12 protein-coding genes are annotated in these 14,055 nt (G+C 70.5%); 9 read left to right on the top strand and 3 right to left on the bottom strand.

All coding sequences use genetic code 11. From position 1 onward, the window contains the following. The first annotated feature begins 42 nt into the window (after positions 1-42). From R2D22_RS13560 to R2D22_RS13590, 7 genes are all read left to right on the top strand, one after another. Complete coding sequence (locus R2D22_RS13560) at positions 43-1,602, top strand: hypothetical protein (protein ID WP_318103403.1); 1,560 nt, start codon at positions 43-45, stop codon at positions 1,600-1,602. A gap of 28 nt (positions 1,603-1,630) precedes the next feature. Continuing rightward, entirely contained in the window at positions 1,631-2,200 is a 570-nt protein-coding gene (locus R2D22_RS13565; RefSeq protein ID WP_318103404.1) for an outer membrane protein assembly factor BamD, read from the top strand. Position 2,201: 1 nt separating this feature from the next. Continuing rightward, a complete protein-coding gene (locus tag R2D22_RS13570; protein ID WP_318103405.1) occupies positions 2,202-2,624 on the top strand; it encodes a DUF3592 domain-containing protein in 423 nt (140 codons plus the stop codon). 106 nt (positions 2,625-2,730) lie between these two features. Continuing rightward, positions 2,731-3,180, top strand: a complete 450-nt coding sequence (locus R2D22_RS13575; RefSeq protein WP_318103406.1) for a hypothetical protein — start codon at positions 2,731-2,733, stop codon at positions 3,178-3,180. Positions 3,181-3,366: 186 nt separating this feature from the next. After that, a complete protein-coding gene (locus R2D22_RS13580; protein ID WP_318103407.1) occupies positions 3,367-5,079 on the top strand; it encodes a chitinase in 1,713 nt (570 codons plus the stop codon). 201 nt (positions 5,080-5,280) lie between these two features. Beyond that, positions 5,281-6,618, top strand: a complete 1,338-nt coding sequence (locus R2D22_RS13585) for a M14 family metallopeptidase (RefSeq protein WP_318103408.1) — start codon at positions 5,281-5,283, stop codon at positions 6,616-6,618. A gap of 110 nt (positions 6,619-6,728) precedes the next feature. After that, a complete protein-coding gene (locus R2D22_RS13590) occupies positions 6,729-8,741 on the top strand; it encodes a serine/threonine-protein kinase (protein ID WP_411977017.1) in 2,013 nt (670 codons plus the stop codon). Between the two features lie 45 nt (positions 8,742-8,786). Here the strand turns inward: R2D22_RS13590 and R2D22_RS13595 are convergent, their stop codons facing one another. Genes R2D22_RS13595 through R2D22_RS13605 form a run of 3 tightly spaced genes read right to left on the bottom strand, consistent with a single transcriptional unit; the run spans position 8,787 to position 10,980 of the window. Continuing rightward, a complete protein-coding gene (locus R2D22_RS13595) occupies positions 8,787-9,197 on the bottom strand; it encodes a RidA family protein (RefSeq protein ID WP_318103411.1) in 411 nt (136 codons plus the stop codon). Further along, positions 9,194-9,958 (bottom strand): IclR family transcriptional regulator, encoded by a 765-nt coding sequence (locus tag R2D22_RS13600; protein ID WP_318103412.1) that lies wholly within the window; start codon positions 9,956-9,958, stop codon positions 9,194-9,196. Before R2D22_RS13600 ends, R2D22_RS13595 begins: the two co-directional genes overlap by 4 nt. After that, a complete protein-coding gene (locus R2D22_RS13605; RefSeq protein WP_318103413.1) occupies positions 9,955-10,980 on the bottom strand; it encodes a sugar kinase in 1,026 nt (341 codons plus the stop codon). Before R2D22_RS13605 ends, R2D22_RS13600 begins: the two co-directional genes overlap by 4 nt. A 117-nt stretch (positions 10,981-11,097) precedes the next feature. Here R2D22_RS13605 and R2D22_RS13610 point away from each other — a divergent pair, with 117 nt between their 5' ends. Together R2D22_RS13610 and R2D22_RS13615 are read left to right on the top strand one after the other, a co-directional pair. Next, positions 11,098-12,375, top strand: a complete 1,278-nt coding sequence (locus R2D22_RS13610) for an amino acid deaminase (RefSeq protein ID WP_318103414.1) — start codon at positions 11,098-11,100, stop codon at positions 12,373-12,375. Between the two features lie 8 nt (positions 12,376-12,383). Continuing rightward, complete coding sequence (locus R2D22_RS13615; RefSeq protein ID WP_318103415.1) at positions 12,384-13,994, top strand: N-acyl-D-amino-acid deacylase family protein; 1,611 nt, start codon at positions 12,384-12,386, stop codon at positions 13,992-13,994. Positions 13,995-14,055 lie beyond the last annotated feature (61 nt).

Here is a 14,055-nt window from a genome sequence, read left to right on the forward strand (position 1 = left end):
AGCCGAATACCGGCCAGATCCAGAATGTGGCGCGACACACATATGGAGCGCGACACATGGGGCCGTCCCCTCCGCGTCGACAGCCTCCCGCTCGACGACCGCGGTGCCACCGCCCTCGACTACGTCGGCGTCACCATCGTCGTCGTCGCCATCGTGGGCGCGCTGCTCGGCACCAGCATGGACGGCCGGCTCGCCGACAAGTTCCGGTGCCTGGCCTCCCTCGACCTCGGCTCCTGCGGCAGCAACGGGACCGGTGACGAGGCGTCGAAGCCCAAGACCGACGCCGACTACCAACCCCCCCTCTGCCAGATCTCCGCCATCAGCGACAAGGCCGGCTCCAAGGCCAAGTTCCTGTTCTGGGAGTTCGGCAAGGAGTACGGCTTCCAGGAGCAGCACTACAAGGCGAACACGGACGTCAACAAGGACGGCAAGGTCGACGACAACGACCAGATGGTCATGATGACGTTCACCGACGCCGCCTCGATCGCCGCCAAGAAGGAGTTCAAGCCGGGCCTCAAGGTCGGCAAGATCGGCGCGGACACGCTGGAGCTCGGCGCCGGTGTCAAGGTGACCAACGGCGACACCTGGGTGTTCGAGAGCGAGGACGAGGCCAAGCGCTTCCGCGAGGACATCGAGAAGCTCCAGATGTACGAGATGCGGCGCACGATGCCCGGCGGTGCCGAGGCCAGCATGGGCGACAGCATCCTGTACCTGTTCGGCACGGGCCCCCTCAAGGAGGAGGAGGAGACCCGGGAGCGGATCGAGCGCGACCTCGGCAAGAACCGGAACATCACGTACGGCAAGCTCGGCGCCGAGGGCTCCGCGTCCGGCGGCCTGAAGATCTCGGCCGGTGACGACAAGAAGCTGAGCGCGACACTGGGCGGCAACGTAAAGCTCTCGCCCGAGGTCACCTGGACCGACAACAACTACAAGGGCACCAAGTCGTACACCTACTCCATGGCCCTGGAGTACGGCACGAAGCTCGGGTACGAGGCCGGCCCGCTGAACGGCGAGCACTCGGCCACCTCGACCCAGACGGGCACGATGACGGTCACCAAGGACAAGGAGACCGGAAAGATCATCCGGGTCGACATGACCCGCACCGTCGAAAAGGGCGGCACGAAGGACGGTGTCAAGGGCAAGGGCGACAACGGAAAGAAGGACGACGACAAGCGCGGCGGCAGCGCCGGCGTGAAGGGCTCCGACGCGGAGACCGGCATCGAGGTCGTCACGAATTCGATCGTCATCCCGAAGGACGAGAAGGGCGACGCCGACCGCAAGATCGTCGAGGACTGGCTCTCCGAGAACAGCGATCTCGGCACGCCGTGGGACTACATGTTCAACAACAACGCCCCGACGACGCGCCCGGGCAACGACGACCCGTTCGGCCAGCTCATGTTCGACAAGGGAATGTCCAGCAAGACGAAGTACACCGGAAAGACCGACGCCGCGGAATACGGATTCGATCTGAACCTCGGTCTGAGTCTCGGATTCTCGCTCTCCACCGAGCACAAGGAAGAAACGCTCAACGACGCCGAATTCCTGGGCGCCCCCCAGGGTGGATCGCGGTCGTATGTCCCGTACAGCTACTGTGCGAACTGATCCGGACAAGGGGAGCAGGAGTACGGTCATGAAAATCATCCAGCGTGCGACCGCCTTCGGCGTGGGGGCCGCCCTGGCCCTCGCCCTGACGGGCTGCGGCGGAACGGACGACGAGGGCGCCAAGGCGACCGTGCCCGAGGGCTGGTCCGAGCTGACCACCAAGGGTGTGGACGTCGCCTACCCGCCGGCCTTCAAGCCGCAGAGCGACGCCGAGCGGAGCGACTACAACGCCGCCGCGGCCACGCTGACCGAGGGCGACCGGCGGGTGGGCATCATCACCGTCCAGCTGAACTTCACCACCGCGCATTCCGCGGAGCAGGCGGCGATCGCCGCCGAGGCGGGGGTGCAGCTCGGCTCGAAGGTTCAGCCCACGAAGAAGGTCGAGATCGCGGGCACCGACGACGCGCGGCGGATCGACTTCGAGTTCGTGTCCGTGGGCGACAAGGGCCAGCCGGTCCGCGGCGCCAAGATCCACGGCACGATCGTCACCGGCCTGGACTCGAAGGACAAGACCTTCGCCATCCGCGTCGACGCCCAGCAGGGCAAGATCTCGGACGACGAGCTGGCGAAGATCGTCGCGTCGATCGAGGTCCACTGACATGGAGGTCCCCGGCGGCAGCCTGCTGTTCTTCGGCTTCATGGCGGCGCTGTTCGGTGTGTTCGCGGTGTCGTACGGGCGCCGGCTGCTCACCGTGCTGCACACCGTCCGCCGGGGCGTCCGCACGACGGGCGAGTGCAGCAAGGTGGAGTACCCGGACCGGGACTCCGACGCCAAGGACCACTACTTCGTGTTCCGCACCGCCGACGGCCGCGAGGTGGAGTTCAAGGACCTCGCCGGCTGGACGATGAGCAAGGGCGCCCAGGTCACCGTCGCGTACGACCCGGCGGACCCGGAGCGCACCGCGACCATCGCGGGCCGGGACAACTGGGCGCCGATCCGCCTCGGCCTGGTCGTGACGGTCGGCTGCGGTCTGGCCTGTCTGGTCTTCCTCATCCTGCTGTTCCACGAGCTCACCGGCTGAACCCGAGCCGGCCGGCCGGCCGACCGCGGACCCCACTCCGCCGACGACGGCCCCACCCCCTGCCCCCTACTCCCCCGTTCCCCCCACTCGGATCCCAGGGACACTCATGTCGTACTACCAGAACTACGGAGCACCGGCCCCGGACGCGGGGCGACCGATCTTCGCCCTCATGAAGGCCTGGGCGGCCGGGCTGATCGTGCTGCTCATAGCCTCGTACCTGCAGACCTCGTACTTCTACGGCACCTTCGCCACGCCCGAGCGGCTGGAGTCGTTCAGCAACGTGCTGTGGCTGATCCACCTGCCGAACGCGGTGTGCATCGCGCTCTCGGTGTGGGTGTCCGCGCGCGTCCACGCCGAGCCGCACCGGGAATCCGCCGTGCAGCACATGAGCGCGGCGTTCGTGGTGCCGGTCGCGGCGCAGATCGTGGCGTTCGTGCTGACCGCGGGGCTGCCGTACCGCGATCTCGGGGCGTTGAGCGTGCTGATGTCCGTGGCCGTGCTGGTCGTCGGCTGTGTGGCTGGGTACGCCGCGGAACGGCTGCGCGAGCAGGACTGACCTGCGACGAGTACGCCGGAAGGCCCCCGCCGACGCGGGGGCCTTCGGCGTTCCCGGACGCCTCGCCGACGCACCGCCCGGCACCAGAGGTCTTGACAACCCGATTGGTCTGGACCAGATTGCAGCACCGGTGGCCACCGTTCCGTACGACCTCCACACCCCCAACTCCCCCACCGGAGGCAGCAAGTGGACCGCACCACACGTTCGCGCGGGCGCCGATGGCCGGCCGTCTCGGTCGCGCTCGCCGTCGGGTCCGGACTCGTCCTCGTCGGCGGCGCCGGCATCGCCCAGGCGGCCGACGTCAATGTCGCCAAGAACGCCGGATTCGAGTCCGGACTGACCAACTGGAGCTGTTCCGCCGGATCCGGCACCGTCGTCTCCTCGCCCGTCCGCACCGGGGCAGGTGCGCTCAGGGCCACCCCGGCCGGCATGGACAACGCCAAGTGCGTCCAGACGGTCGCCGTGAAGCCCAACTCCACGTACACGCTGAGCGCGTGGGTGCAGGGCGGGTACGCGTACCTCGGCGCGTCCGGCATCGGGACCACCGACGTCTCCACCTGGACGCCCGACTCGCCGTCCTGGAAGCAGCTGACGACCACCTTCACGACCGGTGCCTCCACCACCTCGGTGCAGGTGTACACGCACGGCTGGTACGGCACCGCCGCCTACCAGGTCGACGACGTGAGCGTCTTCGGTCCGGACGGGGGCGGTGGCACCGACCCCGACCCGGTCGTCCCGGCCACCCCGGCGGGCCTCGCCGCGGGTACCGTCACCACCTCGTCGGTCGCCCTGAACTGGAACGCCGTCTCCGGCGCGACCGGCTACAAGGTCTACAAGAACGGCACCGCCGCCCAGACCGTCTCCGGCACCTCGGCGACCGTGACCGGGCTGACCGCCGACACCGCGTACCAGTTCCAGGTCGCCGCAACGAACGCGGCGGGCGAGTCCGCGAAGTCCGCCGCCGTGACGGCCCGCACCGCCAAGGTCACCGACCCGGGCCCGAACCCGAATCCGGCCGTGCCCAGGCACGCGCTGACCGGCTACTGGCAGAACTTCGACAACGGCGCGACGGTGCAGAAGCTGCGCGACGTGCAGGCGCAGTACGACATCATCGCCGTCTCCTTCGCCGACGCGACGGCCACGCCCGGCCAGATCACCTTCAACCTGGACCCGGCGGTCGGCTACGGCTCCGTCGCCGACTTCAAGGCCGACGTCGCCGCGAAGAAGGCAGCCGGCAAGTCCGTGATCCTCTCGGTCGGCGGCGAGAAGGGGAACGTCACGATCAACAGCGACGCCTCCGCGACCGCCTTCGCCGACAGCGCGTACGCGCTGATGCAGGAGTACGGCTTCAGCGGCGTCGACATCGACCTCGAGCACGGCATCAACTCCACCTATCTGACGAAGGCGTTGCGCCAGCTCTCCGCCAAGGCGGGTTCGTCGATGGTGCTGACGATGGCCCCGCAGACCATCGACATGCAGTCCACCGGGACCGAGTACTTCAAGACGGCACTCGCGGTGAAGGACATCCTCACCGTGGTCAACATGCAGTACTACAACAGCGGTTCGATGCTGGGTTGCGACGGCAAGGTGTACAGCCAGGGCTCGGTGGACTTCCTCACCGCGCTGGCCTGTATCCAGCTCCAGGGCGGCCTGGACGCCTCGCAGGTCGGCCTCGGGGTGCCCGCCTCGACGCGGGGTGCGGGCAGCGGCTACGTCGACCCGCAGATCGTGAAGAACGCGCTGGACTGCCTGGCCCGGGGCACCGGCTGTGGCAGCTTCAAGCCGTCGCAGACGTACCCGAACCTGCGCGGCGCGATGACCTGGTCGACGAACTGGGACGCGACGGCCGGCAACGCCTGGTCGAACGCGGTGGGCGCGCACGTGCACAACCTGCCGTGACCGCAGGTCCACGAACCGCCCTGACCGCACGTCACCCGTAAGGACCGCAGCGCCGCCGCTCCCCCGGCGGCGCTGCCGTGTTTCACTCCTCACGCCCGGAAGTCGTCTTGACCGGAGCATGTCACCGCCGCACGATGTGGCCGGACACACCCGCACAGCTTGCTTGTCGCACACCCCCACACTCCCCACCCAGGAGACAGCATGCGACTTCGAACCCGCGGAAGAAGGACCGCCACCCTCGCGGCCCTTGTGGCGCTCGCCCTCGCGGCGCCCCTCTCCGCAGGCGCGTACCAGGCCGGAGCCGACTCCGAGCCGACCGCCGCCACCGAGGAGGTGATCCGCCAGTACGAGATCCACGGCCCGTCCACCGCAGCCGAACGCACCGCGCTCGCCGCGACCGGCGTGTCCATCGACGAGGCCGACGACCACTCCGTCGTCGTCAGCGCCAACGCCGCCCAACTGCGCAAGCTCCGCGCCCTCGGCCACCGGCCCGAGGCGCTGCCCGCCCCGCCGAACCGGTCCCTGGCCGGCCAGGCCGTCCAGCCCTTCGACTTCCCCTCCGCGGACTCCAAGTACCACAACTACGCGGAGATGAACGCGGAGATCGACCAGCGTCTCGCCCAGTACCCGAACATCATGAACAAGCGGGTCATCGGCAAGACGTACCAGGGCCGGGACATCGTCGCCATCAAGATCAGCGACAACGTGGGCACCGACGAGGCCGAGCCCGAGGTCCTCTTCACCCACCACCAGCACGCCCGCGAGCACCTCACCGTCGAGATGGCGCTCTACCTGATGCGCGAACTCGGCGCCGGCTACGGCTCCGACTCCCGGGTCACCAACATGGTGAACAACCGCGAGATCTGGATCGTGCCCGACCTCAACCCTGACGGCGGCGAGTACGACATCGCCTCCGGCTCCTACCGCAGCTGGCGCAAGAACCGGCAGCCCAACTCCGGCTCCTCGTACGTCGGCACCGACATGAACCGCAACTGGGACTACAAGTGGGGCTGCTGCGGCGGCTCCTCCGGCTCGAAGAGCTCCGAGACGTACCGCGGCACGGCGCCCGAGTCCGCGCCCGAGGTCAAGGTCGTCGCGGACTTCGTCCGGTCCCGCGTCGTCGGCGGCAAGCAGCAGATCAAGGCCGCGATCGACTTCCACACGTACAGCGAGCTGGTGCTCTGGCCGTTCGGCTGGACCAACGCGGACACCGCCCCGGGCATGACCCAGGACGACCGCAACGCCTTCGCCGCCGTCGGCCAGAAGATGGCCGCCAGCAACGGCTACACCCCCGAGCAGTCCAGTGACCTGTACATCACGGACGGGTCGATCGACGACTACCTGTGGGGCACGCAGAAGATCTTCGGCTACACCTTCGAGATGTATCCGGCGTCGTCCTGGAACGGCGGCTTCTACCCGCCCGACGAGGTCATCGAGCGCGAGACCAGCCGCAACCGCGACGCGGTCCTCCAGCTCCTGGAGAACTCGGACTGCATGTACCGCTCCATCGGCAAGCAGGCGCAGTACTGCACGAGCTGACACCCGCACGACTCCCTGTCCCGGACCCGTCCGGGACAGGGAACCCCATGGCCAGTCCGCCCCCGACGTGCCACTGTGGAGGGGTACCGGTGCCACGGGGGAGGTACGGCATGACGAGGGCGCGCGTCCAGCCGCTCGGCACGGACGACCCACGACAGCTCGGCCCGTACCGGCTGATCGGTCGGCTGGGTGCGGGCGGCATGGGACGGGTCTATCTCGCCCGCGCGGCGGGGGACAACCGGCTGGTCGCGGTCAAGACACCGCTCGCCGAGGGCGACATCAGCGCCACCGACCGGCGGCGGTTCGCCCGCGAGGTGACGGTGGCCCGGCGCGTCGACAGCGCGTACACCGCGCGGGTGCTCGCCGCCGACCCCGACGCCGAACAGCCCTGGATGGCGAGCGAGTACATCGCGGCGCCCTCGCTCGCCGAACTGGTGCGCGCGGAAGGCAAGGTGCCGGCCTCGGCGGTGCGGTGGGTGGCGGCCGGAACGGCCGAGGCGCTGGTCACCCTGCACGACGCCGGGATCGTCCACCGGGACGTGAAACCGCAGAACATCCTGCTGCCGCTCGGCGGCCCCCGGCTCATCGACTTCGGCATCTCGCACGCCGCCGACCTCACCCGGACCAGCCTCACGCTCGGCACCATCGCGTTCACCTCCCCCGAGCAGGCCCGCGGCGAGCCGTCGACCGAGGCGTCCGACGTGTACTCCCTGGGGGCGACGCTCTTCCATCTCGCGGTCGGACGGCCCCCGTACCCGCACGACGACGACACGCTGCGGCTGCTCGTCAAGGTGCAGCGCGCCGAGCTGGACCTCTCCGGCCTCCCGAAGGCACTCGCCCCGCTCGTCTCCCCGTGCCTCGCGCTGGACCCCGGCGCACGGCCCGAGCCGAGGGACGTCCTGACGGAGTTCACCACCGCCCTGGCCGGCCTCCCGGCGTCGTCCTCCGGTGCGCGCTGGCTGCCGCCGAAGTGGACCGCGCTCATCGAGGAGTACGCCCGCCAGGGGCGGACCCTGGGCCGGGGCGCGCCCACATCGGGCCCCGAGGACCTGACCGTGAACCAGCGGACCGGGCCGGTCCCGGGGCCCGGCCCCACGCAGGTGTACACCCAGGTGCCCGACGGCACGGACCCGGCGCAGGCCGCCCGGGAGGAGTGGGAGCGCAAGGCACGGGAGGCGCACGAGCGCGAGGCGGAGGAAGCCCGCGCCCGCGAGGCCCGGGAGGCCCGCAGACGGCGCGAGGAGGAGTTACGACGTCGCGCGCAGGCGGAGGCGGAGGCCAAGGCCCGCAAGGAAGCCGAGGCCAAGGCCCGGAAAGAGGCTGAGGCCAGGGCGGCGCGGGCCGCCGAGGAGGCCCGGAAACGGCAGAAGCCGCCCGCGGGCCCGGACCGCGCGAAAGCAACCGGAAATCCCTCGAACGGCCCCCGCCCGGCCACGTCCTCGACGGGCGGCACGGGCGGCGGCACGCCTTCTCCGACGGCAACGGACTCCGGAGGCAAGGCCTTCGGCACCGTGCTCGCCTTCCTCGCCGTCGCCTTCGTCGTCTTCGTCTGGCAGCCCTGGGAGTCCGACACCCCCACGGGCGGGACCGGCCCCAGCAGCTCCTACAGCGCCACGCCCACACCCACACCCACCCCGACTCCGACCCCGGAACCCGAGGACCTCGCCTTCGCGGCCGTCGACCAGGGCGACTGCCTCACCGTGTACGACGACGGCTACGACAAGTGGTCCACGCAGCTCCCCCAGGTCGTCGAGTGCGGGACCCCGACCGCGTACACCCGCGTGTACGCGAAGTACACGGGCGCCGTCGACTCCGACTCGTGCGACAAGGACATCGACCTGGACTACTGGCTGCACCGATCCGACACGGAGGCGGACGTCCTCCTGTGCCTGGAGCGGAAGTTCACCGTGGGGCAGTGCTTCCCGGCCCAGGTGAAGGCGGACGGCTCCGCCTCCGCGGACCTCATGGAGATCTGGCGCTGCGGCGCCGAGAAGGTGCCCCAGGGGAACAACGAGGTCATGCAGATCACCGGCTTCCTCAAACCCGGCCAGGACTGCGGGGAGGGCTACTGGAACTGGAAGGTCGACGGCGGGGACACGGTCCTGTGTTCCCGCGGCACCTGACGACCGCTGGACGGCCGGACTCGGCGCGCGCCGCGACCGCGCCGGTCACCCCAGCACGGCGAGGGCGTCGATCTCGATGAGGAGACCCTTGGGCAGGCCGACGTACACCGTCGTACGCGCCGCGGCGGGAGCCTTCAGGCCCTCCTCCTCGAAGTAGGCGTTGTAGATCTCGTTCATCTCGGCGAAGTGGTCCACGTCCGTCAGGTAGACGCGCATCATCATCACGTCGTCCCAGCTCGCGCCGCCCTCCTCCAGGATCGCCTTGACGTTGGCGAAGGTCTGGAGGGTCTGCTCGCGCAGCGTCGGGCCCGCCGGCGTCGGGGCCTGGCCCTCGACGGCGGGCAGGAAGCCGACCTGGCCGGCGACCTGGAGGATGTTGCCCTTCTTCACGCCGTGCGAGAACTTCGCGGGCGGGGCGGTGTGGGTGGCGGGGGTGATCGCGGTCTTCTCGGTCATGCGGAGGCTTCCTTCGGAGGGGTGGTGCCGGAGTACTCCCGGCTGATGGCGTCGGCGGTGCGGCGCACCAGCGGGAGCAGGGTGAGGAGTTCCTCGGCGGTGACGACCACGTTCGGCGCGGAGACCGACATGGCGGCGGTGACCCGGCCGTCCGCGCCGCGGATGGGCGCGCCGACACAGTTGATGGACTCCTCGTGACCGCCGAGGTCGGCGGCCCAGCCCTGTTCGCGCACGGTCGCCAGCTCCTTGAGGAACGCGGCGGCGTCGGGGGTCGAACGGGGCGTGTACATGGGGTAGTCGAGCTTCACGGCGAGGGCACGCCGCTCCGCCTCGGACAGGTCGGCGAGCAGCAGCTTGGCCACGGCGGCGACGGTGATCGCGACGGGCTTGCCGATCCGCGAGTACATGCGGACCGGGTAGCGGCTCTCGACCTTGTCGATGTAGAGCACCTCGCCCTCCTCGTAGACGGCGAGATGGACGGTGTGCCCGATCTGCTCGTTGAGGGCGGCGAGATGAGGGTGGGCGATCTCGCGGATGTCGAGGTTCTCGACGGCCTGCTGCGCCAGCGCGAACAGCCGGGCGCCCAGCCGGTACCGCTGGTCCTCCTGCCGGTAGACGAGGCCGTGCTCGTGCAGGGTGCGGAGCAGGCGCAGCGCGGTCGACTTGTGGACGCCGAGCGCGGCGGCGACCTGGCCGAGGTCGGCGGGGCCCTGGGCGAGCAGCGGCAGGATGCTCAGCGCGCGGTCGACGGTCTGGCTCATGGCGTACGTACCTCCTGATGGTCCCCCGTCCAGCCGGGGCCGAGACGAAGTCTCCCCCAGGCGTCGTCGGACAGGGCGGCGAGCCGGTCGGCGTGCGAGCGCCGCGCCGGGACGGCGAGGTCGCCGGGCACGGTGAGCGCCGCGGCGGCCATGAGATGCCCGTGCCGCAGCCGCTCCTTGACCCCGAGCCCCCGAAGGGTCGCGGACAGGAACCCGGCGGCGAAGGCGTCCCCGGCACCGACGGGGGCGACGACGTCGACACGGGGGGCGGGGACGGCGGTACGGGTGGCGGCGCCGCGCTCGAAGGCCACCGCTCCGTCACCGCCCCGCTTGACCACGAGCACGGCGGGCTCGGGCAGCAGCTCGCGTACGGCATCCGGGCCGACCACCCCCCACGCCTCCTCCGCCTCGTCCTCCCCGACGAACACCACGTCCGCACCCCGAACGAGTCCGAGGAGCACCTCCGGCCCCCGGCCGTCACGCCACAGCCCGGCGCGGTGGTTCACGTCGAAGGAGACGAGCGGGCGTCCCGGCCGCCCACCCACCAGCTCACGCATGAGCGCGAGGCAGTCCTCGGACAGGGCGGCGGTGATCCCCGACAAGTGCAGTACACGCCCGCCTCCCACCGTCTCCCACGGCACGGTCTCCGGGGACATGGCCGAGGCGGCGGAGCCGGCGCGGTAGTAGACGACCTCGTGGTCGCTGGTCGCGCGATCGGTGGCCGTGCGGAAGTAGACGCCGGTCGGGCGCTCCGGGTCGCGCGCGACCGCCGAGGTGTCGACGCCGTACGCGGCAATCGCCTCGACGAGATGCTCACCGAAGCCGTCGGTCCCGACCCGCCCGACCCACTTCGCGCGGTGTCCGGCCGCGGCGAGCGCGCAGGCGACGTTCGACTCGGCGCCGCCGATGGTGCGGGCGAAGGAAGGCACGTCGGCGAGGCGTCCGGGGGCCGACGGCACGAAGGTGACCATGGATTCGCCGAGGCAGACGACATCCACGTCCGTACCTGCGTTACTGGTCACCGTCGAGCTCCTCCCCTCCGGGGTCCATTGACCCGGCGTCGGCCCGGATGTTAGACACCCGTTAGCGATATGCGCAATGACCGTTGCATATGCTGCAACACAAATGGAGGAGGCCCCATGCCCCGCCCCAGCGAGCGGCTCAGCGACGAGCGCGTCGACCACCGCTTCAAGGCGCTCCCCCCGGACGCCGAGGGCCGCACGGTCGGCGAGCTGGCCGCCGAGCGCCGCAACCTCTTCACCGACGGCTTCACCACCCCCGTCCTCGCCCTCTCCGCCGAGCGTCTTGAGCACAACCTCCGCCTCCTGGAGGAGTACACCCGCCACCATCACCTGGCCTTCGCGCCGCACGGCAAGACGTCGATGTCCCCGCAGCTCTTCGACCGCCAGCTGGACCACGGCGCGTGGGGCATCACCGCCGCCGTCCCGCACCAGGCGCGGGTCTACCGGGTGTACGGCATCCAGCGGATCTTCTTCGCCAACGAGCTCGTCGACCCGGCCGCCCTCCGCTGGCTCGCCGGCGAGCTCACGGCGGACCCCGACTTCCGCTTCATCTGCTACGTCGACTCCGTGCGCGGCGTCGAGCTCATGGACGAGGCGCTGCGCGCGGCCGGCGCGACCCGCCCGGTCGACGTCGTCGTCGAGCTCGGCGCGGGCGAGGGTGCCCGCACCGGCGCCCGCACCGAGGCCGACTGCACCGCCGTCGCCGACGCGGTCGCCTCCGTCGGCACGCTGCGTCTGGTCGGCGTCGCCGGGTACGAGGGCGAGGTCCCGCAGGCCACGGCGGATCGCGTACGGGACTGGATGAACCGCCTCGTCTCGATCGCCGCGGACTTCGACAAGGCGGGCCGCTTCGCGTCCGACCTGGACGAGATCGTGATCAGCGCCGGCGGCAGCGCATGGTTCGACGTGGTCGCCGAGGTCCTCGCGGAGGCCCCCGAACTCTCGCGCCCCGTGCTGAAGTTGCTGCGCTCCGGCGCGTACGTCTCGCACGACGACGGCCACTACCGCAAGCTGACGCCGTTCAACCGGGTCCCCGAGGAAGGCGCCCTGCAGCCGGCGTTCCGCCTCTGGTCGCAGGTCGTGTCCCGGCCGACCTCCGAGCAGGCGTTCACCAACGCGGGCAAGCGGGACGCCGCGTACGACCTCGACCTGCCGGTGGCACAGGTGGTCCGCGACGCCCGCACCGGCGAGGTCCGCGAGGCCGCCGGCCTCACCGTCACCGGCCTTTCCGACCAGCACGCCTGGCTCCGTACCGGCCCCGATGCGGACCTGGAGGTCGGCGACTGGGTCGGCATGGGCCTGTCGCACCCGTGCACGTCGTTCGACAAGTGGCAGCTGATCCCGGTGGTCGAGGCCGACGGCACCGTCGTCGATTTCGTCCGCACCTTCTTCTAGGGGAGGCCATGATCGATCTCGTCCTCCGTGACGCCGAGGTCGTCGACGGCAGCGGCGCCCCCTCCTACCGCGCCGACGTCGCCGTCGATGACGGCCGCATCGTCTCGATCGTCAAGGAGGCCGCGGCGGCGGGGTGCCAGCGCCCCACCGGCACCCGCGTCCTGGACACCGAGGGCCTGGCCCTCTCCCCCGGCTTCATCGACATGCACGCCCACAGCGACCTCGCGCTGCTCCGCGACCCGGACCACAGCGCCAAGGCCGCGCAGGGCGTCACGCTCGAAGTCCTCGGCCAGGACGGCCTGTCGTACGCCCCCGTCGACGACCGCACGCTCGCCGAGGTCCGCCGGGCGATCACCGGCTGGAACGGTGACGGCTCCGACATCGACTTCGACTGGCGCACGGTCGGCGAGTACCTGGACCGCCTCGACCGCGGCATCGCGGTCAACGCGGCGTACCTGATCCCCCAGGGCACAGTCCGCATGTACGCCGTGGGCTGGGAGGACCGCCCGGCGACGGAGGCCGAGCTGAACCGCATGCGGCAACTCGTGTCGGAGGGCATGGAACAGGGCGCGGTAGGCATGTCGTCCGGCCTCACCTACACCCCGGGCATGTACGCCCCCGACTCCGAACTCGCGGAACTGTGCAAGGTGGTGGCGGGCTACGACGGCTACTACTGTCCGCACCACCGCTCGTACGGAGCCGGGGCGCTGCAGGCCTACGAAGAGATGGTCGCCCTCACCCACGAAGCAGGCTGCGCCCTCCATCTCGCGCACGCGACGATGAACTTCGGCGTGAACGAGGGCCGCGCGCCGGAGCTCCTGGCCCTCCTCGACAAGGCGCTCGACCAGGGCGCGGACATCACCCTCGACACGTACCCGTACACCCCCGGCAGCACCACGCTGGCCGCGATGCTCCCGAGCTGGGCCCACGAGGGCGGCCCGGAAGCACTCCTCACCCGCCTCCGGGACGACGCCACGGCCGAACGCATCCGCCACCACCTCGAAGAGCTCGGCTCGGACGGCTGCCACGGCGTACCGATCGCATGGGACACGATCGAGATCTCCGGCGTCTCGAACAAGGCCCTCACGCCCCACATCGGCAAAACGATCGCCGACTCGGCCCACCTGCGCAACGAGACACCCTGGGTCACCGCACGCCGCCTCCTCCTGGACGACGACCGGGGCTCCACGATCCTCCATCACGTCGGCCACGAGGAGAACGTCCGCACGATCATGCGGCACCGCGTCCACACCGGCGGCTCGGACGGCATCCTCCAGGGAGCGAAACCGCACCCCCGCGCGTACGGCACGTTCCCGAAATACCTGGGCACCTACGCACGCGACGAGGGCGTCCTGACTCTCGAGGAATGCGTGGCCCACCTCACGTCCCGCCCGGCAGCCCGTCTCCGCCTCCCCGACCGGGGTCTGATCAAGGAGGGCTACAAGGCGGACCTGGTCCTCTTCGACCCGAGAACGGTAGCCGCAGGCTCGACATACGACTCCCCGAGAACGACGCCCCAGGGCATCCCCCACGTCCTCGTCGACGGCCGCTTCGTGATCGAGGACGGCGAGCGAACGGACGTACTGGCAGGCCGAGCGATCCGCCGCACGGCGGGATAGCCGCCCACACACGGGAGCGGGGGACGTGGAGGGGGTGGTGGCCGGGACGTGGAGCGTGATT

This window comes from Streptomyces sp. HUAS YS2 (assembly GCF_033343995.1).
Taxonomy (GTDB): domain Bacteria; phylum Actinomycetota; class Actinomycetes; order Streptomycetales; family Streptomycetaceae; genus Streptomyces; species Streptomyces solicathayae.

Excerpts from the sequence above, each read along its gene's own strand:
- R2D22_RS13560 (WP_318103403.1), top strand. The coding sequence starts at position 43 with ATGGAGCGCGACACATGGGGCCGTCCCCTCCGCGTCGACAGCCTCCCG.
- R2D22_RS13565 (WP_318103404.1), top strand. The coding sequence starts at position 1,631 with ATGAAAATCATCCAGCGTGCGACCGCCTTCGGCGTGGGGGCCGCCCTG.
- R2D22_RS13570 (WP_318103405.1), top strand. The coding sequence starts at position 2,202 with ATGGAGGTCCCCGGCGGCAGCCTGCTGTTCTTCGGCTTCATGGCGGCG.
- R2D22_RS13575 (WP_318103406.1), top strand. The coding sequence starts at position 2,731 with ATGTCGTACTACCAGAACTACGGAGCACCGGCCCCGGACGCGGGGCGA.
- R2D22_RS13585 (WP_318103408.1), top strand. The coding sequence starts at position 5,281 with ATGCGACTTCGAACCCGCGGAAGAAGGACCGCCACCCTCGCGGCCCTT.
- R2D22_RS13590 (WP_411977017.1), top strand. The coding sequence starts at position 6,729 with ATGACGAGGGCGCGCGTCCAGCCGCTCGGCACGGACGACCCACGACAG.
- R2D22_RS13595 (WP_318103411.1), bottom strand. The coding sequence starts at position 9,197 with ATGACCGAGAAGACCGCGATCACCCCCGCCACCCACACCGCCCCGCCC.
- R2D22_RS13600 (WP_318103412.1), bottom strand. The coding sequence starts at position 9,958 with ATGAGCCAGACCGTCGACCGCGCGCTGAGCATCCTGCCGCTGCTCGCC.
- R2D22_RS13610 (WP_318103414.1), top strand. The coding sequence starts at position 11,098 with ATGCCCCGCCCCAGCGAGCGGCTCAGCGACGAGCGCGTCGACCACCGC.
- R2D22_RS13615 (WP_318103415.1), top strand. The coding sequence starts at position 12,384 with ATGATCGATCTCGTCCTCCGTGACGCCGAGGTCGTCGACGGCAGCGGC.